Source organism: Prosthecobacter sp. (assembly GCF_046154365.1).
GTDB lineage: Bacteria > Verrucomicrobiota > Verrucomicrobiia > Verrucomicrobiales > Verrucomicrobiaceae > Prosthecobacter.
Genome location: NZ_JBJXFV010000182.1, coordinates 20,947 through 44,548 on the forward strand (window position 1 = coordinate 20,947; position 23,602 = coordinate 44,548).

General features: G+C 61.6%; 18 protein-coding genes. 16 read left to right on the forward strand and 2 right to left on the reverse strand.

The genetic code is table 11. The features are described from left to right. Positions 1–48: 48 nt before the first annotated feature. The 4 genes from ACKVY0_RS23205 to ACKVY0_RS23220 all read left to right on the forward strand — a co-directional run bounded on the left by ACKVY0_RS23205 (position 49) and on the right by ACKVY0_RS23220 (position 7,644). Complete coding sequence (locus ACKVY0_RS23205; RefSeq protein ID WP_409217239.1) at positions 49–2,946, forward strand: YbcC family protein; 2,898 nt, start codon at positions 49–51, stop codon at positions 2,944–2,946. Positions 2,947–3,258: 312 nt separating this feature from the next. Beyond that, the gene (locus ACKVY0_RS23210) at positions 3,259–4,584 is read left to right on the forward strand and encodes a proton-conducting transporter membrane subunit (RefSeq protein WP_409217240.1); all 1,326 of its coding nucleotides are present in this window, start codon (positions 3,259–3,261) and stop codon (positions 4,582–4,584) included. An 11-nt stretch (positions 4,585–4,595) separates the two neighbouring features. Next, on the forward strand, positions 4,596–5,984 hold the full coding sequence (locus ACKVY0_RS23215) for a proton-conducting transporter membrane subunit (RefSeq protein WP_409217241.1): 1,389 nt from the start codon (positions 4,596–4,598) through the stop codon (positions 5,982–5,984). Between the two features lie 112 nt (positions 5,985–6,096). Continuing rightward, on the forward strand, positions 6,097–7,644 hold the full coding sequence (locus tag ACKVY0_RS23220; protein ID WP_409217242.1) for a SulP family inorganic anion transporter: 1,548 nt from the start codon (positions 6,097–6,099) through the stop codon (positions 7,642–7,644). Here ACKVY0_RS23220 and ACKVY0_RS23225 read toward each other — a convergent pair. Beyond that, positions 7,625–8,575 (reverse strand): LysR family transcriptional regulator, encoded by a 951-nt coding sequence (locus ACKVY0_RS23225; protein ID WP_409217243.1) that lies wholly within the window; start codon positions 8,573–8,575, stop codon positions 7,625–7,627. The two genes, ACKVY0_RS23220 and ACKVY0_RS23225, sit on opposite strands and share 20 nt — an antisense overlap. A 77-nt stretch (positions 8,576–8,652) precedes the next feature. Between ACKVY0_RS23225 and ACKVY0_RS23230 the strand changes: the two genes are divergently transcribed. The 4 genes from ACKVY0_RS23230 to ACKVY0_RS23245 all read left to right on the forward strand — a co-directional run bounded on the left by ACKVY0_RS23230 (position 8,653) and on the right by ACKVY0_RS23245 (position 14,266). Beyond that, on the forward strand, positions 8,653–10,785 hold the full coding sequence (locus ACKVY0_RS23230) for a peptidase domain-containing ABC transporter (protein WP_409217244.1): 2,133 nt from the start codon (positions 8,653–8,655) through the stop codon (positions 10,783–10,785). After that, a complete protein-coding gene (locus ACKVY0_RS23235) occupies positions 10,782–12,056 on the forward strand; it encodes an HlyD family secretion protein (protein ID WP_409217245.1) in 1,275 nt (424 codons plus the stop codon). Before ACKVY0_RS23230 ends, ACKVY0_RS23235 begins: the two co-directional genes overlap by 4 nt. Next, a complete protein-coding gene (locus tag ACKVY0_RS23240; protein ID WP_409217246.1) occupies positions 12,053–13,507 on the forward strand; it encodes a TolC family protein in 1,455 nt (484 codons plus the stop codon). The genes ACKVY0_RS23235 and ACKVY0_RS23240 overlap by 4 nt, the downstream gene beginning before the upstream one ends. Before the next feature lie 171 nt (positions 13,508–13,678). Next, positions 13,679–14,266 (forward strand): four helix bundle suffix domain-containing protein, encoded by a 588-nt coding sequence (locus ACKVY0_RS23245; protein WP_409217247.1) that lies wholly within the window; start codon positions 13,679–13,681, stop codon positions 14,264–14,266. Positions 14,267–14,364: 98 nt separating this feature from the next. Here the strand turns inward: ACKVY0_RS23245 and ACKVY0_RS23250 are convergent, their stop codons facing one another. Beyond that, the gene (locus ACKVY0_RS23250; RefSeq protein ID WP_409217248.1) at positions 14,365–15,072 is read right to left on the reverse strand and encodes an MOSC domain-containing protein; all 708 of its coding nucleotides are present in this window, start codon (positions 15,070–15,072) and stop codon (positions 14,365–14,367) included. A gap of 185 nt (positions 15,073–15,257) precedes the next feature. On the opposite strand from ACKVY0_RS23250, the gene ACKVY0_RS23255 reads away from it, so the two are divergent. From ACKVY0_RS23255 to ACKVY0_RS23290, 8 genes are all read left to right on the forward strand, one after another. Further along, the gene (locus ACKVY0_RS23255) at positions 15,258–15,518 is read left to right on the forward strand and encodes a DUF2024 family protein (protein ID WP_409217249.1); all 261 of its coding nucleotides are present in this window, start codon (positions 15,258–15,260) and stop codon (positions 15,516–15,518) included. 212 nt (positions 15,519–15,730) lie between these two features. Then, positions 15,731–16,390 (forward strand): hypothetical protein, encoded by a 660-nt coding sequence (locus ACKVY0_RS23260; RefSeq protein ID WP_409217250.1) that lies wholly within the window; start codon positions 15,731–15,733, stop codon positions 16,388–16,390. Positions 16,391–16,572: 182 nt separating this feature from the next. Continuing rightward, a complete protein-coding gene (locus tag ACKVY0_RS23265) occupies positions 16,573–16,815 on the forward strand; it encodes a hypothetical protein (RefSeq protein WP_409217251.1) in 243 nt (80 codons plus the stop codon). Beyond that, positions 16,764–17,225 carry a hypothetical protein gene (locus tag ACKVY0_RS23270; RefSeq protein ID WP_409217252.1) on the forward strand — a complete coding sequence of 154 codons (462 nt, stop codon included), beginning with the start codon at positions 16,764–16,766 and terminating at the stop codon, positions 17,223–17,225. The genes ACKVY0_RS23265 and ACKVY0_RS23270 overlap by 52 nt, the downstream gene beginning before the upstream one ends. After that, complete coding sequence (locus ACKVY0_RS23275) at positions 17,222–18,229, forward strand: 2-hydroxyacid dehydrogenase (protein WP_409217253.1); 1,008 nt, start codon at positions 17,222–17,224, stop codon at positions 18,227–18,229. Before ACKVY0_RS23270 ends, ACKVY0_RS23275 begins: the two co-directional genes overlap by 4 nt. 65 nt (positions 18,230–18,294) lie before the next feature. Beyond that, positions 18,295–20,979: an HAD-IC family P-type ATPase gene (locus tag ACKVY0_RS23280; RefSeq protein ID WP_409217254.1), complete on the forward strand. Its 2,685-nt coding sequence runs from the start codon at positions 18,295–18,297 to the stop codon at positions 20,977–20,979. Next, positions 20,976–22,871 (forward strand): PAS domain S-box protein, encoded by a 1,896-nt coding sequence (locus ACKVY0_RS23285; protein WP_409217255.1) that lies wholly within the window; start codon positions 20,976–20,978, stop codon positions 22,869–22,871. The genes ACKVY0_RS23280 and ACKVY0_RS23285 overlap by 4 nt, the downstream gene beginning before the upstream one ends. Further along, on the forward strand, positions 22,810–23,484 hold the full coding sequence (locus ACKVY0_RS23290) for a response regulator (protein ID WP_409217256.1): 675 nt from the start codon (positions 22,810–22,812) through the stop codon (positions 23,482–23,484). Before ACKVY0_RS23285 ends, ACKVY0_RS23290 begins: the two co-directional genes overlap by 62 nt. The last annotated feature ends 118 nt before the right edge of the window (positions 23,485–23,602 follow it).

Below are 23,602 nucleotides of genomic sequence, written 5' to 3' on the forward strand. Positions count from 1 at the left end.
CAAAGGGATGGTAGTGTCTTACAGACTGCGGTTCATTGTCAGCATACCGTGTCATCTCATTCCTCCATCCCCTCCGACCGCCGCGAGCAACTCCGGCATGTGCTCGACCACGCGGCGCATTACCTGCCAGCGCAGGGCCCCATCGGCGTTTTCATTCATCACAACACGCTCCATGCCTTCCAGCACGAACCGTTTGAAAAGGCGGTGCTGGATGCCGCGCAGTTGTTCAAGACGGAGCCGTACATGTCTGAAGAGGCGTATCAAAAGGATCGTGGACGTGGTCGCATCCTCGATCAGGACATCGACGACACTCTGCGGCGTGAGCCGGACGCGGAGATCATTCCGGGCAGGCTGACACGCCGCCAGCTTCGTCGCGCACTGCTCATTCCCGGCGTGCGCCGCGTGAATGGCATCAATATCTCCTGGCAGATCGAAGAGGGCGACTGGCTTGCCGCTTTCCGCACCGATCTCGATGCCACCGCTGCCAGAGCGCTCGCTGGCGACAAGCCGCAGGCACTCTGGGATGTGTGCGCCGCCCGGGTGAAGCCGCCGCCGGCTCCAGCGGTGGAACAGCCCAAGCGCCCGCGTGATGCCGTGCTCGCACAGCATGGCATCGACATGGATCTGCTCATCCACCCGCCGCTCATCCGCCTCACCGGTGCCTATCTTGACCAGGGCATCGCCTACTGGCCCATGCCGTTGCGTGAGGGAGGCTTACTCAAAGCCGCGCGGCAGATCATGCCGCAGCCGCTGGCGATTTTTCCTGCGCGTCTCAGCGGCGTGCGTGACGCCTTCCTCAAGCAGGAGGCCAAAAAAATGGATGCAGAGGCGGTCGTGCTCGATGCGCTGGAGCAGCTCGTCGTCTTTCCGGGCCAGTGGGAGGAATACATCATCGCCGAACTGCTCGCGCTGCCGGGCTGGGCGGGACTGGTGCGCTGTCTCGAGGTGGATCCCACGCTCGCGCCGCATGACCGCGTGCGCTGCTCGCTCATGGAATTTCTTGCCCTGCGGCTCACCTACACCGTCGCCGCCCTGGCGGACATCGCCGGCGACACCACCGCCTGGCATTCCTGCCAGCCGCCGCCGCCGCTGGTTGATCCCTTCACGCACATCGCCCGTCTGTTTGATGCCGCGCAGCTTCTCGGCCTCTCCAGCGCCACACTCAAAGCCCTGCCGGATTCCGAATTCAACCGCCTCTGCGATGAATTGTACGCTTGCAACGAACTGGAGCGTCGCCGCCTGCTTCACATCGCCTATGAGCGCCGCCACGAGCGCCAGATTCTTATTCCGCTGGCCAAATTCCGCGCTCTGCCGCGCACCGAACCGCGCAGCGACCGCCTCGCCGCGCAGGCCATCTTCTGCATCGACGAGCGCGAAGAGTCCATCCGCCGCGCGCTCGAAGAAGTCGATCCCAGCATCGAAACCTACGGCGCGGCGGGTTTCTTCGGCTGCGCCATTGATTACGCCGGCATTGATGACGCACACGGCGTCTCGCTCTGCCCCGTCGTCGTCAAACCGGCGCATGCCGTGCGTGAGCAGCCCGTCTTGGAGCACGCCCACATTGATGAGAAACGCCAGTCGTTGCGCCGCGCCTGGGCCAAGTACACTCACAATAGCTACATCTCCTCCCGCACACTCGTGCGCGGCTGGATCAGCACGGCGTGCCTCGGCTTCCTCTCGTTGTTTCCGCTGGCCATGCGGGTGCTCAGCCCGTTGTCCTATGCGCGCTTGATGGCGAAGCTCAACGACCTGTTTCTGCAGGAGCCGCGCACCGAGCTGGCTTTCACAAGAGAGGGAGAAGCCTCCAAGGACGCCACCACCGGCCTGCTCGCCGGTTTCGGCACGCAGGAAAAAGTGGACCGCGTCGCCGGCGTGCTCGGCCCTGCCGGGCTGCATAAAGGCCACGCGCGTATCGTCGTCGTGCTCGGTCACGGCAGCACCTCGTTAAACAATCCACACGAGTCCGCACACGACTGCGGCGCTTGCGGCGGCCGGCGCGGCGGTCCCAATGCGCGTCTGTTTGCCGCCATGGCCAATATTCCCGCCGTGCGCGAAGGTTTGCGCGCCAAGGGCATCATCATCCCGGACGACACCTGGTTCGTCGGCGGCTACCATGACACCTGCAACGACAACATCGACATCTTCGACTTCGATCTCGTGCCAGAATCGCATCGCGGTGATCTCGCCCGCGTCCGCCAGTCGCTCGATAAAGCACGCGCGCTCTCCGCCCACGAGCGCTCCCGGCGTTTCGAGGCTGCTTTCCCCAATCGCACTGCCGCCACCGGCCTGCGCCACGTCCAAGATCGCGCCGAACAACTCGGCGAGCCACGTCCTGAGTACGGCCACTGCACCAACTCCGTCGCCATCGTCGGCCGGCGTGACACCACGCGCGGTTTGTTCTTTGACCGCCGTGCCTTCCTCATTTCCTACGACGCTACCAAGGACGCGGAGAACAAGGCGCTCGCCGCCGTGCTCGGCGCGGTCATTCCCGTCTGCGGTGGCATCAGCCTCGAATATTACTTCTCCTTCGTCGATAACGAAGGCTACGGCTGTGGCACCAAGCTGCCGCACAACGTCACCGGCCTCGTCGGCATCATGAACGGCTTCCAGGGCGACCTGCGCACCGGCTTACCGCTGCAAATGGTCGAGATTCACGAACCCGTGCGCATCCTCTTTGTGGTCGAAACCACGCCAGAGCGCGTGCTCAGCACCATCCATGCGAATCCGCTGCTCACGGAGTTTCTGGAGAACCGCTGGATCCGTCTCGCCACCATCGACCCCGATGATGCGCACATCGAAATCTACCGTGGCAACGGCGTCTTTGAACCGCTTGAAGGCGATGAAGAACCCCTCCCGCTCGCCCGCTCCTCCTTCGACTACTATTCGGGTAAAATCGAGCATCTGCCGGTCGCACGCATTGATCCGAAGCTCGGGAAAGCCGCTTAAATCACCGAATAGCCTCAAGCGCACGCCCGCAGGCTCGTCCTCGTCCTCCTACTCGAACTCGTCCTCGATTCTACCACTCCCTTTCACACCTCTGGCTGCCGAACCCCTCCACAGCATACTTTCCGTCACTCGAACCTCCCTTCTGCTCCCCATCCGATTTGATCGAAGAAGAGTTCGAGTAGGAGGACGAGGACGATAAAACTCCACAGCTCCCTTTCCACCACTCGATCATCCCTTCAGCTCTCCACCCGCCATGATCGAGGACGAGTTCGAGTAGGAGGACGAGGACGACAAAACCCTCCCTTTCGCCACATGCCCCCCGAAAAACTCCTCCTCCTCATCCTCGTCGCCACTCCCGGCGTGTTGTTCCTCTCGCTCGGCCTTCTGTGGCTTCTGGGCGGTGCCATCCCGGAGCGCGCCATGTCGCGGCTCACGAAAGGCGTCTATGCGCTGCTCACCATCGTTGTCGGCATGATCGCCTGGCAGATGTGGCAGACGGACACGCCATCCATCCATGTTTCGCTTGGCAACTGGTTCACCGTCGGCCACTACGGCTTTCCGCTCTCGCTGCTCATCGACCGGCTCTCGCTGCCCATCGTCGGCATCACCGTCGTGCTCACCGGCATCGTCGGTGCGTTCTCCGTGCGTTATCTGCATCGTGATCCCGGCTTTCACCGCTTCTTTTTGCAACTGCACCTGTTCAGCTTTGGCGCGCTGCTCATCTTCACAGCCAATTCGCTCGATCTGCTGATCGCCGGCTGGGAACTGGTCGGCATCACCTCTGTCTTGCTCATCGGCTTCTTCCAATACCGGCCTGATCCTGTGCGCAACGCGCTGCGAGTGTTCGGCATCTACCGCATTGCCGATTTGAACCTGCTGCTGGCCGTCTTCCTCGCGCATCATTGGTTCGGCACCGCCTCCTGGGATGCCATGTTCAGCGGTGAGTGGCCCGGCCACGTCAGCAATCTCAATGACAACGCGGTCAGTGTCATCGCCGTGCTGTTGGTCTTCGCCGCCAGCGGCAAATCCTCACAGGGGCCGTTCTGCGGCTGGCTGCCGCGTGCCATGGAAGGCCCCACGCCCTCCAGCGCCATTTTTTATGGTGCCATCTCAGTGCATGCCGGCGCATACCTGCTGCTGCGGGTGGAGCCGATCATCCGTTCCTCGTGGTTCGCCACCGGACTCGTCATTTTCATCGGCCTGACGACCGCCGTCCTCGGCACGCTCGTCCATCGCACCTGTGCTGATGCCAAAACCTCGCTCGCCTACGCCTCGCAGACGCAGCTCGGCCTCATCTTCGCCGAAATCGGTCTTGGCTGGACCACGCTGGCCATCATCCACATCATCGGCCACGCCATGGTGCGCACCCTGCAGTTTTTGCGCGCGCCCTCCATGCTGCATGACCACCACCGCCTGCATGCGGCCGCCGGCGGTCACCTGGCTCCCACGGGCGCACAGTACGATTCGTTCCTGCCCAAGTACGTGCAGCTCTGGCTCTACCGCTTCGCGCTTGGACGGGGCTTTTACGACTCCATCGTCGATCGATTCGTCATTGCGCCCGTGCTGTGCGTGGCCCGCTTCCTTGCCATCTTCGACCTTCAAGGGACCACGCCGCCGCGTGGCAATCCCGACGTCTGATTCCTCTCCCCATGGACTTTCTCTCCCTGCCCTTCATCACCATCGGTCTCGCCTCACTTTTGGGCGGTGCCTTGCTTTCCTGGCGTGCCAAGAATCCGCGTCCAGTCGCCATCGCCAGCTCTCTCATCACATTGCTGAGCTTCTTGCTCGCCGCCCGTGAGGTCGCCGCCGCCGGTCACGCCCGGCTGTTTGATCCGCTGCTGCGCTGCTTCGAGGCGGACGCACTCGACGCCATGCCGATGGCTTTTTATGCCGCGCTCACGTTCATCGTCCTGCTGCTCGCGCCCAAGCGTGATGCCGGTGGCCGGGCGCTCGCCGGCATGCTGCTCATCTCCGCCTCCACGCAGACCGCCTACGCCGCCGCGAACCTCGCCACGCTTGCCGCAGGCTGGTGGCTCACCAGCGTGCCGTTTGCGTTCGGCATGTTCGGTCCGCAGCGTGGTCAGAAGGTCACGCAGGTATTTCTCGCCGCCAGTTGCATCGCCTTGACCGCTGGCATCATCCTCATGCACACCGTGGAGATTAATGAAATCTCCCACACCGGGAAACTCGCGTTTGGCTTGCTCATGCTGGCCGTCTTCCTGCGCAAAGGCCTCTTCCCGCTGCATGGCTGGATGGTGCATGCCTTTGAGCACGGCCCGCTGCTGCCCACCGCGTTGATGTTCAACGGCCACCTCGGTGCCCTGCTGGTCGCCCGGGCGGAGGGCACCGCGCTGCCGGAAACCGCGCAGCACGCGCTCGACATCCTCGGCATGGCCGCGCTCGCCACCGCGCTCGTCACCAGCCTGCGCGCCTTCGCGGAAAAGAAGCCGCGTCGTTTGCTCGCCCGTCTCTGTGTCAGCCAGGCCTGCTTCATTCTCGTCGGTCTCTCCACGGTGGATGACAAAGGCATCACCGGCGGCCTGCTGCACTGGATGGTCGTGGCCGTCGCCACCACCGGCCTCGTTTGCATCCTGCGCGCGCTCGAAGTCCGCATCAGCGGCGTCGCCGATCCCGCCGGGCATCTCGGTCTCGCCGTCAAAGTCCCGCGTTTTGCCACCTTCTTCTTTGTCTGCGGTTTCGCGCTCATCGGTCTGCCCGGCACGCTCGGCTACTGCGCGGAGGATCTCATCTACCACGGCACCTTGGAGAATCATTCCTGGCTTGGCCTCGCCTTGCTGTTCACCACCGCCTTCAACGCCATCAATTTCATGCGTCTGTTCGGCCTGCTGTTCCTCGGTGTGCTGCCGAAGCACGTCATCGACATCCCCGATGCCCTGCCACGCGAGCGCTGGCCCCTGGCCGCCTGCATGATGTTCCTCATCCTCGGCGGCCTGTTCCCCAGCACCATCATCCGCTGGCGCGCCGAGGCCGCCAGCGTCATCGAATCCGCCCTCGGCGGCGGTCAGCAGCACGAGTGATTGGGCGGAGAGCGGAATTGTGGCGGCACCCGCTACATTGGGGCTGTGACGATTTTTTTGAGGCAAAGCGGACCCACAAAGCGTAGCAAGTGCGCTCTCAAATTTTCCCCGCATGCCTGCCACCAGCACGAACTCGTCTCCCACACTCTTCAAAGACCTCACTTCCGGTCTCGTCGTCTTCCTCGTCGCCCTGCCGTTGTGCCTCGGCGTCGCGCTGGCCTCCAATGCGCCGCTGTTTTCCGGTGTCGTGGCCGGGATCATTGGTGGCATCCTCGTCGGCATGCTCAGCGGCTCGCACACCAGCGTCAGCGGCCCGGCGGCGGGCCTGACGGCCATCGTCGCCGCGCAGATCGGCAAACTCGGGACTTTTGACACCTTCCTGCTCGCCGTGATGCTTGCGGGCGTGATCCAGATCGTGCTCGGTGTCTGCCGGGCCGGGTTCATCGCCGCTTTCTTTCCTTCCAGCGTGATCAAGGGCCTCCTCGCCGCCATCGGCGTCATCCTCATCCTCAAACAAATCCCGCACGTCATCGGCCACGATGCCGATCCGGAGGATGACATGGCCTTCGAGCAGCCTGACCATGAAAACACCTTCACCGAACTGTGGGCCTCGTTCTTCGACATCCAGCCCGGTGCCGCGCTGGTCGGCGTGCTGTCCATCCTGCTGATGATTTTTTGGGACAAGATCAAGCCGCTCAAAAAAAGCGGCGTGCCAGCACCGCTCGTCGTTGTCCTGCTCGGTGTCGGCGTCAGCCTGTTGCTGCGCAAACTCGGTGCCCCCTGGGCCATCGAGGCATCCCATCTGGTGCAGGTGCCCGTCGCGGAAAATTTCGGGGCGTTTCTCGGCTTCTTACAGTTTCCGAACTTCGCCGCGCTCGCCAATCCAGCGGTGTACACTGCCGCCATCACCATCGCCATCGTCGCCAGCCTCGAAACGCTGCTCAACCTCGAAGCCGTCGATAAACTCGATCCCCAGCAGCGCCATAGCCCGCCGAACCGCGAATTGTTGGCCCAGGGCATCGGCAACACGCTCGCCGGCCTCATCGGCGGCCTGCCCATGACCAGCGTCATCGTGCGCAGCAGCGTGAACATCAATGCCGGCGGCAAAACCCGGCTCAGCGCCATCTTCCACGGCGTTCTGCTCATTGGCTGCGTGCTGCTCATGCCACGCTGGCTCAATGAAATACCGCTCGCCGCCCTCGCCGCCATCCTGCTCATGACCGGCCTCAAACTCGCCAGCCCGAAGCTGATGAAACAGATGTGGCGGGAGGGCAAGAACCAGTTCCTGCCCTTCATCATCACCATCGCCGCCATCGTGCTCACCGACCTGCTTGTCGGCATCCTCATCGGTCTCGGTGTCAGCATCGGCTTCATCCTGCGCAGCAACATGCGCCGGCCCGTGCATCAGACCGTGGTGCATGGCACCAATGGCGATCAGGTGCGCATCGAACTGGCCAGCCAGGTCAGCTTCCTGGGCCGCGCCACGCTGGAAAAAGCCTTGCGTGCTATCCCACGCGGCAGCTCCGCTGTCATTGATGCCACGAACACGGACTACATCGACGCCGACATCCTCGACCTCATCCAGGACTTTCAAAACAACACCGCCCCGGCCCACGGCATCACCGTCGAACTGACAGGCTTCAGGCCAAGTTACTCGTAACTCGCTTGGATTTCGCCAGACTGAAAACACTTTTCGACTCCGCCGCGATCACCGCCAGCGCCGGATGCCGCATCGCCCGCTCCAGGGTGATGAGGTAACACGAGAAGCCGCAATGCACCGGCCGACCGATGGGCCGCAGGCCATAACGACCCACCGCCTCTTCGAGCACCGCCGTCGCGATGGGGGCAAGTCCAAGACCATCCGCCGCTGCCGTTTTCATCAGCGCCGCATCATCAAACTCCGCGACGACACGCGGGCGGATGCGGTGCGAGTCAAACCAGCGGTCGATCTCATGCCGCCAGGCCGTGCGGCTGGCGGGTAGCAGCACCGGGGCGTCCTTCAGCGAGGCTGGGAAGTTCTTGCTCAGTTTTTTCGCCAGCGCTGGAGTCGCGCAGAAGACCACGGGCGATTCGCCGAGCAGATGATTGAAGGCTTTCACCGGCATGGACGACGGCGCGGCCTCGTCCGACAAAACCACATCCAGCCGACCCGCCGCGAGCGAACCCAGCAGCTCCTGCGCATGCCCTTCCGAGCAGGAGAGCTGCAAATTCGGAAACGCCTGCATCGCCGGCCGAATCAGTCGCCACGCGACGAGTTTCGGCAGCGAATCCGTGATGCCGATGTTCAGCCGCAGGTTGCGTGCGCTGCCCTGCCCGTGCAGCGAGCGCACCATCTCCGTGCCGAGGGAAAAAATCTCCGCTGCGCATTCCATCACCAGCCGTCCCTGGGCGGTGAGCTTCAATCCGCGCCCCGTGCGGTCAAAGAGTTGCTCATCGAGGTTCGTTTCCAGCGCCTTGACCTGGGCGCTGATCGTCGGCTGTGAAAGATGCAGGCGGGATGCGGCGGCGCGGAGGCTGCCTGCCCGGGCGACTTCCCAAAACAAGCGCAAGTGGTGGTAGTTGAGGTGCGGATCGTTGAGCTTGGTGTTCATGAGGTATTTCCGAAGTGTATCTTTGAAACATCGAGATTGTCAAAGTGCCATTTGGTTCCTCATTGGACGGCTTTCCCATGCTCCCCACGACCTTCACGCTATCCACCAACCTGCTCGCGCAGCTTGCCGCCATCACCGGCAGTGAGTTTGACCATGAGCGGGCACGGATCGCGGTGCAAAACGCGGCGAAGGCGGACGCGGACCCGCTGAGCCAGCTCGTCAGTGCAGCGGCGGAGGTTTATATGCATGTGTCGCCAGTGCGCCTGCCGCTTTCGGAGGCGATCTGGCAGGCGCATCATGACACGCCGGTGGTTGTGTGGAGCAAGATGGAAGCGCGCTGGGTGGTGATCACGTTTGCTGGCTGGTTTGGGCTGCGCTTGGCGGATGGCGACCACTTGACGCACCGTGTCACCGTCTCGCGCACGCAACTCGCCCGCATGCTCGGCTTGACCAGCGTGAATGAAGTCATGGAGGTCGGCATCGTGCATCCAGAGCGTCCTGCGCATGGCATGAGTGCCCATGCGACTCACCAAGAGCACATGAGTCCGGCGAAGCGTTTCTTCGGTCTGCTGAAGGCCGAGAGGCAGGACATCCGCACACTGCTGGTCTTCTCCATCTTTGCGGGCATCCTTTATCTCGCCGCACCACTCGCGGTGGATGCGGTGGTGAGTAATTTGGCCTTCGGCGGGCAGTCGCAGCCGTTTGTGCAGGCGCTGGTCGTGGTGTCGCTGGCACTCTTCGCCTGTCTGGCGCTCCAGGCCGTCGTCACCGGCTTTCAGTATTACATCTCCGACATCATCCAGCGCCGCATCTTTGTGCGCACGGCCTCGGACCTCGCCTACAGGCTGCCACGGGTCAAAGCAGAGGCGCTCGATGACGTTCACGCGCCTGAGTTGGTGAATCGCTTCCTCGATGTCGTCACCGCGCAAAAAAGCACCTCGCTGCTGCTGCTGGATGGCGTGAATCTCGTCTTCAGCACGCTCATCGGCATGTTGCTGCTGGCGTTGTATCATCCGGTGCTGCTGCTGTTTGTGGCGGTGCTGCTCGTGCTCATCGTCTTGATCCTCTGGCTGCTCGGACGCGGCGCGGTGAAGACGAGCATCAAGGAGTCGATGATGAAATACGACCTCGTGAACTGGTATGAGGAGATCGCTCACTTTCCCTTTCTCTTCAAAGGTCCCGGCGGCTACGGCATGGCCTATGAGCGTGCGAACCAGCTCGCTACGGACTACGTCACCGCCCGTGCCAAACACTTCCGCGTGCTCATGCGGCAGATCGCGGGCCTGCTGACGCTGCAAGTCTTCGCCGCAGCCGCTTTGCTCGCTGTGGGTGGTTATCTCGTCATCAGCCAGCAGATCACTCTCGGCCAACTCGTAGCCAGTGAGCTGATCATGGGCAGCATCGTCGCCGCGCTGGCGAAGATGGGTAAAAAACTCGAAGCCTGGTATGACGCTATGGCCGCCATGGACAAGCTCGGTCACATCTTCGATCTCGAAATCGAACGCGAGGACGGCGAGCAGCCGGTGAAGCAAAAAGGCGGTGCCTTGATCAATGTCAGCGGACTCACCTTTGGTTATGGCGCTGCGCCGCTCTTTGCGGATCGCCACTTCACCATCCAGCCCGGCTCACGCGCGGCCATCGTTGGCCCGCATGGTGCGGGTGCCAGTTCGTTGCTCGACATCCTCTTTGGCCTGCGCCAGCCCACCGGCGGCTTTGTCGCCATCGACGGACTCGATCTGCGCAGTTGGTATCTGGAGGCGTTGCGCGAAAGCGTCATGCTGCTGCGTCGCGACGAAATCGTCGATGCCACCATCGTCGAAAATCTCCGCCTTGGCCGCAACGACATCGGCATGGATGAAATCCGCGTTGCGCTCTCCAGCGTCGGATTGCTCGATGATCTGCTGCATCGCCCCGAGGGCCTGAATCTCCGGCTCAAAATCGGCGGCGCACCGCTCAGCGGCAATCAGCGCACGCGCCTCATCCTTGCCCGCGCTTTGGTGCAGCGACCGCGGCTTCTCCTCATCGACGAACTGCTCGACGGCCTCGACAGCGCCTCCTTCGCCACGCTTTCCACCGCCATCCTCGACCCATCACTGTCCTGGACCGTCGTGCTGACCACGCGTGATCACGACGTGACGAAAAAGTGCGACCAGCTCATCGAACTCGCGCCCTGCCATTTGAGCGATGGCTCTGACCCCAATCTGAAATGACCGCTCATTCCACCGCACCTCCACTACCCGCTTTGTCGCTCGCTGGATCGGCCAAGTTCACGCGCCTTTTCAGTCGCTTGCTCCTCCTCAGCTTCGCACTGCTCGTCATCGCGCTGTGCTTTCTTCCTTGGCGTCAATTCGTCTCTGGATCAGGCCGCGTCATCGCCTTCAATCCACTCGACCGCCGCATCAATATCGAGGCGCAAGTCTCTGGCCGCGTGAAGCACCTGCACGTCACCGAAGGACAGCGTGTGAAGAAAGGCGAACTCATCATCGAGATTCAGGACAACGACCCGAACCTGCTCAACAACCTCAAAGCGCAGCGTGAGGCCATCGAAAGCCGCCGCGACTTCGCGCAGGGCCGCGTCGAGTCACTCATCGCCCAAATCACGCAGCAGGAGCTGGCCAAAGCGCAGGCCATCGATGGCGCGGAGCAGCGCGTCGCCGGTGCCAAGATCGCCGCTGAGACCGCGCTGCTGAATTTCACCCGCACTCAGGATCTGCATGCCAAGCAGCTCGAATCCCAGCGCAACCTCGAACTCGCCACGCTCTCCCGCGACTCCACCAGCGCCGAGCTAAAATCCGCCGCCGCCGCATTAAAGCGCACCAGCAACGACATGGATGCCAGCATCGCCTCCACGCACGCTTCGAAAGGCACCGCCCTCAGCGAAGTCGCCACTGCCGAGCGCGATCTCTCCGTCATCGACGTGCAGATCAATCAAACCGAACGACAGATCATCGAGTCGCCACGCGATGGCATCGTGCTGAACGTCGCCGCGACGGATGGCACTTATTTGCGGCCCGGATCACTCATCTGCGTCATCATTCCCGAGACCGACAGCCGTTTTGTCGAGATCATGGTCGATGGCAACGACATGCCGCTCATTCGTTCACGCAAAGATGGCCAGCCAGGCAGTCCCGTGCGGCTCGCCTTTGAAGGCTGGCCCGCCGTGCAGATGATCGGGTGGCCGCAGCTCGCCATCGGCACCTTCGGCGGCGAAGTCGTCTTTGTGGACGCCACCGACGACGGCAAAGGCAAATTCCGCGTCGTCGTCGGCCCCACGGACGACATCGTCGATCGTGGCGATGGTAAAGGCCCCGTCACCGTCCCCTGGCCCGACAAAGACCGCTGGCTGCGCCAAGGTGCACGCGCCAATGCTTGGGTCATGCTCAACGAAGTCCCACTCTGGTTTGAACTCTGGCGTCAGATCAACGGCTTCCCCCCTGTCGTCTCGAACGACGACGGCACACTCGACCCCACGAAGAAATGAGAAACCAAGTGCTTACTGCTCAGTGTTCAGTTCTCAGTCGCTTCGCCGCTTGGGCGCTGCTGATTTCGTCATTCGTCATTCCCCATTCGTCATTTGCGGCGAAGCCGCTGCTCCTCCCCGAAGTCCTCGCCAGCGTCCAAACCCAATACCCGCCTTACCTCGCGGCATTGATCGAGCAAGACATCGCCAACGGTCGTGTGCGGCAGGCGATGGGTGCCTTTGACCTGAATCTGAATGCTGGCGGCACCATGAACCTCGCGGGCTACTACGACGGGCAAACGGGTTACGCCATGGTCGAGCAGCCGCTGCCATTCTGGGGCGGCAGCGTGTATGGCGGCTACCGATTGAGCAGCGGCTTCCTACCGAACTACAACAAAGACCGCACCGGCGTCGATGGCGAGGGCGTGCTCGGCTTTCGCCTGCCGCTGCTGCGGGACGGCACCATCGACCGTCGCCGCGCCGCGCTCTGGCAGGCACAAATCGACCAGGAACTCGCCGATCCCATCATCCTGCGGCAGTACCTCGACTTCATCCGCTCCGCCACCATCAGCTACTACAACTGGCTCGCCAGCGGCCAGCGCCTCGGCTTGACCGAAGAACTGCTGCGCATCGCCAAAGACCGCGACAGCGCCATCGCCGAGCAGGTGAAGAAAGGTGCCAGCGCCCCCATCGTGCAGATCGACAACCAGCGCCTCGTCGTCAGTCGCGAAATCGCCGTCGTGCAGGCCCAGCGTCGCTTTCAGGCCACCAGCATCGAACTTTCACTGTTTTACCGCACGAAGGACAAAGCCGAGCCCATCATCGCCAAACGTGACCGCATCCCCACCGCCTTCCCACCGCATCCACGGCTCGATGAAACACAAGTCACCGCCGACATCGCCAAAGCGGCCATTTTTCGTCCCGAGATCCGCCGCATCGAGCTCCTTGTCGAAAAGAGCGAAATCGACCGTCGGCTCGCCAAGAACAACCTGCTGCCGAACATCGACATCGGCATCGAAGCTGGTCAAGCCCTCGGCAACAACCGTCCACGCGACCTCGAGCAGAACGAAATCGAAGCCAAGATCGAATTCAAACTGCCCCTGCAACGCCGTGAAGCCAAAGGCCGCGTCGATGTCGCTGATGCGCTCATCGAACGCCTGAACAACGACAAGCGCTTCGCCCGCGACCGCATCGCCGCCGACGTGCGTGACGCCTACAGCGCCCTCATCGCCACCTTCGACACGCTCAAGATGACGCGTCGCAACGTCGAACTCGCCAAACAGCTCGAAGCCGCCGAAAACGAGCGCCTGAAGCAAGGGGCCACCGACTTGCTCGCCCTCCAGATCCGCGAGCAAGCCACCTTCGACGCCCAAGTCCTCGAAGTCGAAGCCCAGGCCGAATACTTCCGCTCCCAGGCCAACTACCGCGCCGCCATCGCGGCCGATGCGCCGGTGAGTTTGACACGGCGTTGAAAAGGGACAGAAGGGACAGAAAAGACACAAAGGACTCGTGAAAGTCCCTTCAGTCCTTTTTGTCCTTTTCGTCCCTTCGTCAGCACTTTAAACTCTCTCACGACACAAAGGACCCGCGACCGTCCCTTCAGTCCTTTCTGTCCCTTCTTCTTCACATTAAACTCTCTTATCATGGACACCCCGCACTTCATCCCGCCACACGGCGGCTATGAGCACCTGCTCTCCTACCAGAAGGCGCTCATCGTGTTTGAAGGGACGGTTTTCTTTGTCAAAAAGTGGCTCCCGAAGTTCGGCGACCGAACGGTGGACCAGATGGTGCAGGCGGCGCGTTCGGGGAAACAAAACATCGTCGAAGGCAGCATCGCTTCGGCGATGTCGAAGAAAAAAGAGATCGAACTCACCAACTGGGCCAAAGCCAGCCAAGAGGAGCTCAAAGAGGACTATCAGGACTTCCTCCTCACGCGAAAACTCAAAGCGTGGCCGCAAACGCATCGCTATGCTCAACGTCTCTCCACCCTCTGCCGCAAACCCGGTGCCGCCTACGCTGACTTCCAGCGCGGCATCGAAAGCGACGACCCGGAGATCGCTGCGAATGTGCTGCTCGGTCTTTGCAAATTCACCATCTTCCTCCTCAAACGCCAGATCGAGAGTCTGGAGAAAGCTTTTCTTCAAGAAGGTGGCATCCGCGAAAGAATGACGGCGGCGCGGCTCCAAGTGCGTGAGCAGCAAAGAAGAGACAGAAAGGACAAAAGGGACTGAAGCGACCGCGCCGCGTCCTTTCTGTCCCTTCTGTCGTTTTCGTCCCTTCTGTCCCTTTTCCCCGATGACGACGCGATGAAGAAGCTTCACGGAGCTTGCTATGATCCAAGTGGATCGTTCAGCCGGGCACGCGTCTTTTGAAGCCCACTCGCGGCGCGATTGGTCAGACTGACATGCCAGCTCGCGGAGAGGCCGGGGCAGCCAGCTAGGGCCAGTGCGGCGGCGGCATCGGTCTTGCGGTGGTGCATCACTTCGTTCGCGGCGGAGATGCTCCATGCGGGCGCGAGGCGTTCCACTCGTTCCAGTTTCATGCCTGCTCGCACGGGACCACCGCTCAGGACGCGGAAATACCAGCCCGTGCGTCCCGTCCGCTCGACTTGTGCGGCCAGATCTTTGATGCGCCAGCGGCGGGCGAGCTTCCAGCATGGCTGACGTGGTTGTGAGACTTGCAGGCGCAGCGCACCGCATTGAAACACATCCCCCACGCACACCTCGCTCTCGGTCATGCCGGTGGTGGTGAAGTTCTCGCCGAATGCACCCGGTTGCAGATCGAGTCCGAGTTCCTCCATCCACGTTGGATAGTGCTCGGATGGATAAACATTGATCGCCTTGTCCTGCCCGCCGTGGTTGATGAGATCGGCCTGCCCGTCGCCTTCGATGCCCAGCGCCGTGACCTGACGCACACCAGCCACCCCCTCTTTAAAGAAACCAGTCGTCCATTCGCGATCCATCGGCTCGACTGCGTCCGGCATGCCAAGTGTGCGTGGCAGGCCGGTCTGGAGGCCGATGATGAGCAGCGCACTCATGTCAGTGGCAAGTGATTGGGTTTCTCTGCGACGGCGGGTTTGATTTCATGTGCGGTCATAACATGCCCAGCGTGTGAGTGCGACGGGCAAAAAATGGGTGCCCACACCAACCCCACGAGTCACTTGCCACCCGCGTTGATTTCGCCTTTGATCTGCGACTCCACTCCTCCACCCACACCATTCCCATGAAAGTTTCTGTCTATGATACCTACGTCCGCCGCACGGATGGCCGCGTGATGCATTTCGACATCCTCGTGCCTGATTCGCAGAAGGATGTCGCGACGATCCACGGCTATGGCCATGCGTTTCTGAAAAGCAAAGGTCAGGAAGGCACCAGCCTAGGCACCCGTGAGTGCCGTTTCTGCCATGTCGAGCAGGCGACCGCTCCCATGGTGAAATCCATCGATGAGCGCGGCTATTACATCATCGAGATGGAGAACTGCTGAGGCGCATCCGTCATGAACGAAGACTCAGGCTCCACCGCACCCGTTCCCGCCTGCTGTGAGGCCTGCGGCAGCCCGGAGGCCGTGCAGATGGCCCATCGCTGGCTGTGTCTGGAGTGCATTTCCGCTGCGGGTTCATGCTGCCCAGAGTTTGGTGCCTGGGATGCGTGGTCACAGGACGAGGGCGTTGCGCCACGGTGTTTTGTTTCCACTCCATGATGAAGCTCCTCTTCCTTCTCCTCACCACCGCCGCGCTTTCAGCGGAAGTCATCGAGCACTGCACGGGCCGTGCGTCCGGCGATGGCGTGTTCGATGTGTGGGGGCGAGTGCATGATGTGAGCATCGGCTGGAACCTCATCTGCGACACCGAGACTGCCCTGCACCTCTCCACCAGCGATCAAAAGCAAGTCCGCGAGCGCATCACGTTCCATCATAACGTCTTCGTGAAAAACAACGAGCGCCAGATCCGCCTCCGCCACGCGAACCGCGACATCGAATTCATCAACAACCTCGTCTTCGGCTGGGGCTGGCAAGACTGGGGCGGCAGCGGCCTGCATATCGCTTACGATGCAGGTGAGGAAAATCCAAACCTCGCCGTCATCGGCAACATCTTCCGCCACATGCCGCAACGCACCTCCAAGCCCGATGAAGGCGTGAAATGGGAACGCGGAACCGACGAAGGCCGCGTCTATTTCAAGGACAACCTCCTTGATGCTGCGGAGACAGATGCCGTTTCCAACACCGAGAAGCCCAAACTCTTCAACGTGAGCATTCAACCGGCGAAAGACCTCGTGAAGACACTTTTGACGAAAGTGGGGCCAAAGCATCGTTCGGCGGCGGATAAGGCGCTGCTGGAGGCTTGCGAGGTTCGTTGAGGTTTTTGGCAGGAAGATTGGATGGGCAGGAAAATTCTCCCAAACCGACTTCTTCTCATTTTCCTACCTCAACAATCTTCCTGCCATAAATGAATCCAGTTGTTTGCGGCTGCCGCGTTAAACGAACTTGTCACCCAATCCTCGCTTGAATGTCGGGAAGGCGCGGGCTGATTCGGACTCGCATGAAAACCATCCTTCTCGCCTCCGCATTGCTCTGTGCCCCGATCATGGCCGCCGATGACACGCCAGTGCCGCCAGAGGTGCAAAAGCTCGTCGAAACGATGGTCACAGCTCTCAAAGGCAGTGATGACACCGCTTTGCGTGGCTGCTGGCATGCGCCGGAGGTCGCTGCCAAGACGGCATCGCCGCCGATGTGCGTGACGCCTACAGCGCCCTCATCGCCACCTACGACACGCTCAAGATGACGCGTCGAAACGTCGAACTCGCCAAACAGCTCGAAGCCGCTGAAAACGAGCGCCCCAAGCAAGGCGCCACCGACTTGCTCGCCCTCCAGATCCGCGAGCAAGCCACCTTCGACGCCCAAGTACTCGAAGTCGAAGCCCAGGCCGAATACTTCCGCTCCCAGGCCAACTACCGCGCCGCCATCGCGGCCGATGCGCCGAGCAAGCTGACGAGGTGGGTTGGCAGGAATATTTTTGGGGTAAGAAGATTTCCCCCCAACCCAATTTTCTTGCCCCAAAATGTTCCTGCCAAAGCCGAAGAGGGTTCCAGCTCCACTTTTGAACCCTGGAGCACGCCTCGGGCGTCTCAGCCGTTCGCTCATGGTGAGGTGTTGAAGTCGGGGCATTCTTCGTCCAGCCATCCAGCTCCATGAAAAATCTCACGGTCAGTTTTTACGACACGAAGCCCTACGACCAGCAAGCCTTTCGCGAGGCCGCGAAGGAGGTGGAGGGTATGGATTGGCGTTTCCATGACTTTCGGCTGAACGCGGAGACGGCAGCCTCGGCGTCAGGGGCGCAGGCGGTGTGCGTGTTTGTGAATGATCGCGTGGACGCGGCCTGCATCCAGGTGCTCGCGGAACATGGCGTGCGCCTCATCGCGCTGCGTTGCGCGGGGTTTAACAATGTCGATCTCGCCGCCGCGAAGGCGCATGGCATCGCGGTGGTGCGTGTGCCTGCGTATTCACCGCATGCCGTCGCGGAGCACACGGTGGCGCTACTGCTCACGCTGAACCGCCAGATCCACCGCGCCTACAACCGCGTGCGCGATCTCAATTTCTCGCTACACGGCCTGGTGGGCTTCGATGTGTTCGGAAAGACCGTCGGCATCATCGGCACGGGAAAAATCGGCCAGGTAACCGCGGAGGTGTTTCGCGGCTTTGGCGTGCGCCTGCTCGGCTACGATCCGTTTCCAAAGCCCGAGTGGGCTGCCACATGCGGACTGAACTATGTGCCGCTGGATGAGCTGCTGGCACAAAGTGACGTCGTGAGCCTGCACCTGCCGCTCACGCCGCAGTCCAAGTATCTCATCAACGAGCAAACCGTGGCCCGCATGAAGCGCGGTGCCTTTCTCATCAACACCAGCCGTGGCAAGCTGATCGACACCACCGCCGTGATAGACGCTCTAAAGACCGGCCACCTCGGCGGCGTGGCTCTGGATGTGTATGAGGAGGAGGAAGGCATCTTTTTTGAGGACCACTCCGGCAAGCCGCTGCAGGACGATGAACTCTCCCGCCTGCTGACCTTCCCGAACGTGCTCATCACCTCTCACCAGGCATTTTTGACGCATGAAGCGCTCTCCCAGATCGCCGGGACGACGCTCGACAACCTCCAGCGCCTGCAAACCGGCAAGGCATGGAAAGAAGGCACGACGCTGTGAGATCCATGCGGGCCTCATCCGTTTGCTGATTGCCGCTGAATTGAAAATGCATGACTGGCGCTTCGTTGACTGCGACCCATGCCCACCATCTTGCTTCTTGTGATGCTTTGCGCCTCACGGGGGCGTCACTTGAATTTGGACTCACGAGCGCGGAGGCGGCGGAGAGGCGGCGGCGTTATGGGGAAAACCTGGTGAAGGTGCGTGGCGGCACACCGGGGTGGTTGAGGCTGTTGCGGCAGTTCACGGCGCCGCTGGTGTTGGTGCTTATCGCGGCGGCGCTGGTCACGGGCCTTCTCGGTGAATGGGTGGATGCGAGTGTGATCTTCATCGTCGTGGTGGTGAATGCGGTCGTGGGCTTCCTCCAGGAGTCGAAGGCGGAACATGCGCTGGAAGCGCTCATGAAAATGGTCGTGGCGGAGGCGGTGGTGAAGCGTGATGGCAAAAAAGTCCGCGTGAACAGCACCGAACTCGTGCCGGGTGACATCGTGATGCTCGCAGGCGGTGATCGTGTGCCGGCGGACATTCGTTTGCTGGAAACGAAGAGCCTGCAGATCGACGAATCGTCGCTGACCGGCGAGTCAATGCCTGCCAGCAAGCGGCCTGATCCCTTGAACGCGGACACGGTGCTCGCCGACCGCGTGAACATGGCTTACGCGGGCTCTTTGGTGACGGCGGGCACGGGCACGGGCGTGGTGTGGGCCACGGGGGATCGCACGGAGACGGGGCGCGTGGCATTTCTCATCGCGGAGGCGGTGGATCTCACCACGCCGCTCACGCGGAAGATCGCCCGCTTCAGCGGTGTGCTGCTGTGGGTCATTCTCGCGCTCGCGGCGGCCTTGTTTGCGTATGGCGTGCTGTTTCGCGGTGGCAGTGTGATCGAGATGCTCGTGGCGAGCGTGGCGCTCGCCGTGGGCGTGATTCCCGAAGGCCTGCCCGCCGCCATCACCATCGTGCTCGCCATCGGCGTGAGCCGCATGGCCAAACGCCGTGCCATCATCCGCAAGCTGCCAGCCGTGGAGACGCTGGGCTGCACCACCGTCATCTGCTCGGACAAAACGGGCACGCTCACGCAGAACAAGATGACGGTGCAGCGTGTCCATGCCGGTGGCGATACCTTTGAGGTCACAGGCACCGGCTACGAGCCGCGTGGCGAAATCCACGATGCCACGCCGAACCCAATTGATGCCAGCACCAAGCCTGCGCTGCATGAGTGCCTCCATGCCGGGATGCTGTGCAATGACTCCGCCATCATCGAGAAAGGGGGCGTGTGGACGATTGCCGGTGATCCCACGGAAGGGGCGCTGCTCGTCGCTGCGGAGAAGGCCGGGCTGCGCCACGCCGCTATCCATGCTGGCACGCCGCGCGTGGACATGATTCCGTTTGAGAGTGATCACATGTTTCGCGCCACGCTGCACGACCACATGGAGGGCCGCCGCATCTACAAAGCAGGTGCGCTGGAGCGGCTGATCGAGCGTTGCACGCACATGCTGGATGCACGTGGCGCGGTCGTCGATATCGATGCGGATGCCATTCGCGAAGTGGCGCGATCCTTTGCCGCCGAGGGCATGAGAGTCATCGCTTTTGCGCGGCGAGATGGCTCGCATGTCAGCGGCGACCTGGCGCATCATCATGTGAGCGAGGGGCTGACTTTTCTCGGCATCCAGGGTATGATCGATCCGCCGCGCGAGGAGGCCATCGCCGCTGTGGCACGCTGCCAAGCCGCAGGGATTCGCGTGAAGATGATCACCGGAGATCATGCCGTCACCGCGCAGGCCATCGCCAAGCAAATCGGCATCGCAGGTGCTGATACGGTGCCAGCTATCGCAGGACGTGAACTCGCGGCGATCAGCGACGCCGACCTGCCCGAGATCGCCGACCGCACCTGCGTCTTTGCCCGCGTGGCACCAGAGCAAAAACTGCGGCTCGTGCGTGCGCTGCAAAGTCGCGGCCACATCATCGCCATGACTGGCGATGGCGTGAATGACGGCCCCGCTTTGAAGCAGGCGGACATCGGCATCGCCATGGGCATCACCGGCACCGATGTGGCGAAGGGGGCCGCCAGCATGGTGCTCACGGATGATAACTTCGCGACCATCGCAGCCGCCGTGGAGGAGGGCCGTGGCGTGTATGACAACCTCATCAAGTTCCTCGTCTGGACGCTGCCAGTCAGCGTCGGCTTTGCGCTCATTTTGCTCACCAGCGTCGTCTTTGGCCTCACCCTGCCCACACTGCCGGTGCATCTGCTCTGGGTGAATCTCACCACCGCCATCCTGCTCGGCCTCATGCTCGTCTTTGAGCCACCGGAAACCGACATCATGCAGCGGCCACCGCGTGATCAAAAAACGCCGATCTTCGACTTCGCCATGTTCATTCGCACGGGTCTCGTCTCGATCATCATGCTCGCTGGCAGTTACTGGGTGTTTTTTTCGGAGCAAAGCATCGGTGCCAGCATCGCTGCCAGCCGCACTGCGGTGGTGAATGTGGTCGTTGCCGTCGCCAGCGCGTATCTCATCAGTTGCCGTAGTCTGCGCCGTAGCATTTTTAGCATCGGCTTCTTCACGAATCCGCGCTTGCTGTTAGGCATCATCCTCACCTGTTTCTTGCAGCTAGTCTTCACCTATGCGCCGATGATGAATCGTTTCCTGCACACCGCCCCCATTGAAGCCAGCGCTTGGCTGCGCATCTTCGGCGTGGGTGTCACGGCCCTTGTCGTCGTGGAAATCGAGAAGAAACTCCGTGCCATCCGATGAACCGCCCCACTCCGCCTGATGAAGCCCGCTTTCGACTCCTCGTCGAAAACATCGGCGATGTGCTTTGGTTTAAAGAACTCGATCCGCCGCGCTATTCGTATGTGAGTCCGGCCTTTGAGCGCATCTGGGGCCGCAGCGTGGCTCAGTTGCAAAACAAGCCCGACCTTTGGGAAGAGGCCATCCATCCCGAGGACCGCCCGGCGGTGCACGAGGCACTCCGGCAGTGGTTCAGCGGAGAAAAGGCCGACTACGAGGCGCAATACCGCGTCATCAGTGCCAAGAGCGAAGTGCGCTGGCTGGCGGACCGTGGCATCATTCTTGGCCGCCAAAATGGCAAGCCCTATCAGATCGGCGGCGTCGCCCGCGACATCACTGAGCAGCAGGCAGCGGACGCGAATCGCAAAAAGCTCGCCGCCGTTGTCGAAAGCTCGGACGACGCCATCATCACGCTCGATCTCGATGGCAACATCCAGACCTGGAATGCCGGTGCTGAGCGCATTTTTCAATACGCCGCCTCCGAGGTGATCGGCAAATCCGTGTCCATGCTACGCCCGCCGGAGTCAGCTGATGACGAGGCCGTCTTTCGCCGCTACATCCGGCGCGGCAAGCGCATCGACCATTACGAGACGCACCGCCAGCGCAAGGATGGCCGCATCATCGACATCTCGCTCTCCATATCGCCTCTGGTGGATGCCGCAGGCCACCTCGTTGGCTTCTCCAAAATATCCCGCGACATTACACAGCGAAACGTGGACCGCCGCATGTTTGACCGACTGCTTGAGGCCGCGCCGGATGGATTCGTCATTCTCGATGCGCAGGGTCTCGTGCGGCTGGCGAATGCGCGTGCCGTGAGCCTCTTCGGACTGCGGCGCAAGGCCATAATCGGCAGCGGATTTGAAAAACTGCTTCCACCGCATGAGCGCGGCCGCTTTAGCCAACTGCGCAGCGTTTTCCTGGCACGACCTGAGCACGCGGAGCGCTTTCGTAACATGGAGCTGGCAGGCCTGCGCAAAGACGGCAGCAAGTTTCCGATGGAGATCAGCCTCAGCCAAGTCGAGACGCCGGAAGGTGCGCTTATCATCATCGACATCACCGACATCACCGAGCGCAAAACCGCCGAACAAACGATCCGCCAGCTCAATGCCGATCTGGAGGAGCGTGTGCAGCAGCGCACCGCGGAGCTGATGGAGCAGATCGTGGCGCGGCGGCAGCTTGAGGAGGAGATTCTACAGATCAGCGAACGGGAGCAGCGCCGCATCGGCCAGGATTTGCACGACGACCTCGGCCAGCAACTCGCCGGAGCCTGGATGATGGCCGATGTGCTCCAGCGCACGCTGATGGCGGAAAAGTCACCGCAGAGCACCGTAGCCAAAAAGATCAACGAACTGCTGCAAAAAGCCCTCTCGCACACACGCGGCCTCGCACGCGGCCTGCACCCCGTTTCACCGGAACAGGGCGGCTTCACACGGGCGCTGGAAAACCTCGCCGCACAGTCCAGTGAGCTGTTTGGCGTAAAATGTCGCTTCGAATGCCGCGATACCGCCCCCATCCAAACTGAAACCGCGATGATGCATCTCTACCGCATCACCCAGGAGGCTGTGAGCAACGCCGTGAAGCATGGGAAGGCCAAAAACATTCGCATCCGCCTAACCGCATCCGCTTTGACCATCACCGACGACGGTGCCGGAATCAAAGCCACGCTCCAAGGAGATGGCATGGGCCTGCGCATCATGCGCTACCGTGCGGAAATGTGCGGCGGCACACTCAGCGTGCGTAATGGCCGAAGCAAAGGCGTCGTCGTGTCTTGCGAATTTCCACCAACAACCAGCCATGCCGAAGAAAACCAATCAACCAGCATTGCCGCCCAAAAAGCGCGTCCTCGTCGTCGATGATCATCCCGTCTTCCGCGCTGGATTGACCGTCCTTGTAAATCTGGAGGCCGATCTCGCCGTCTGTGGCGAGGCGCATGATGCCGTGCAGGCCATGTCCGCGCTCGAAAGGCTCCAGCCAGACCTCGTGCTGCTCGATATGAGCCTTCCCGGCAAAAGCGGCCTCGAACTGCTCAAAGACATCCGCGCCTTCAGCCCGCAAACGCCCGTGCTCATCATCTCCATGCATGACGAGACGCTGTATGCCGAGCGCGTCATCCGTGCCGGAGGCCGTGGCTACATCATGAAGCAGGAAGGGCCGGAGAAAATCATCCACGCCATCCGCCGTGTGCTCAGCGGTGGCATTTCCGTCAGCGAATCCATCTCCACGCAGATCCTCGATGCGCTTTCCGGCGCGAAGAGCGGCGCGTCCTCCGTCAGCACGCTCACCGATCGCGAGTTCGAGATCTACCGCCTGCTCGGCCAGGGCAAAGAGCCGCATGACATCGCCCGCTCGCTGCATCTGAGCATCAAGACCGTGGACACACACCGCATGCACATCCGCCAAAAGCTCGGCCTGCGTAACGCCACCGAACTCATTCACCATGCCACCCGCTGGGTCGGTGAACAGGGCTGAGAGCCACCGCGGACCCAGACTGAAAAGGCATCAGCGGTTTGCTGAGCATCGCAGGGAAAGCCTGCCTATTGAGGGTGTCGGCATGAAAAGACATGATCTTGCCCATGGAAAAGGGCAA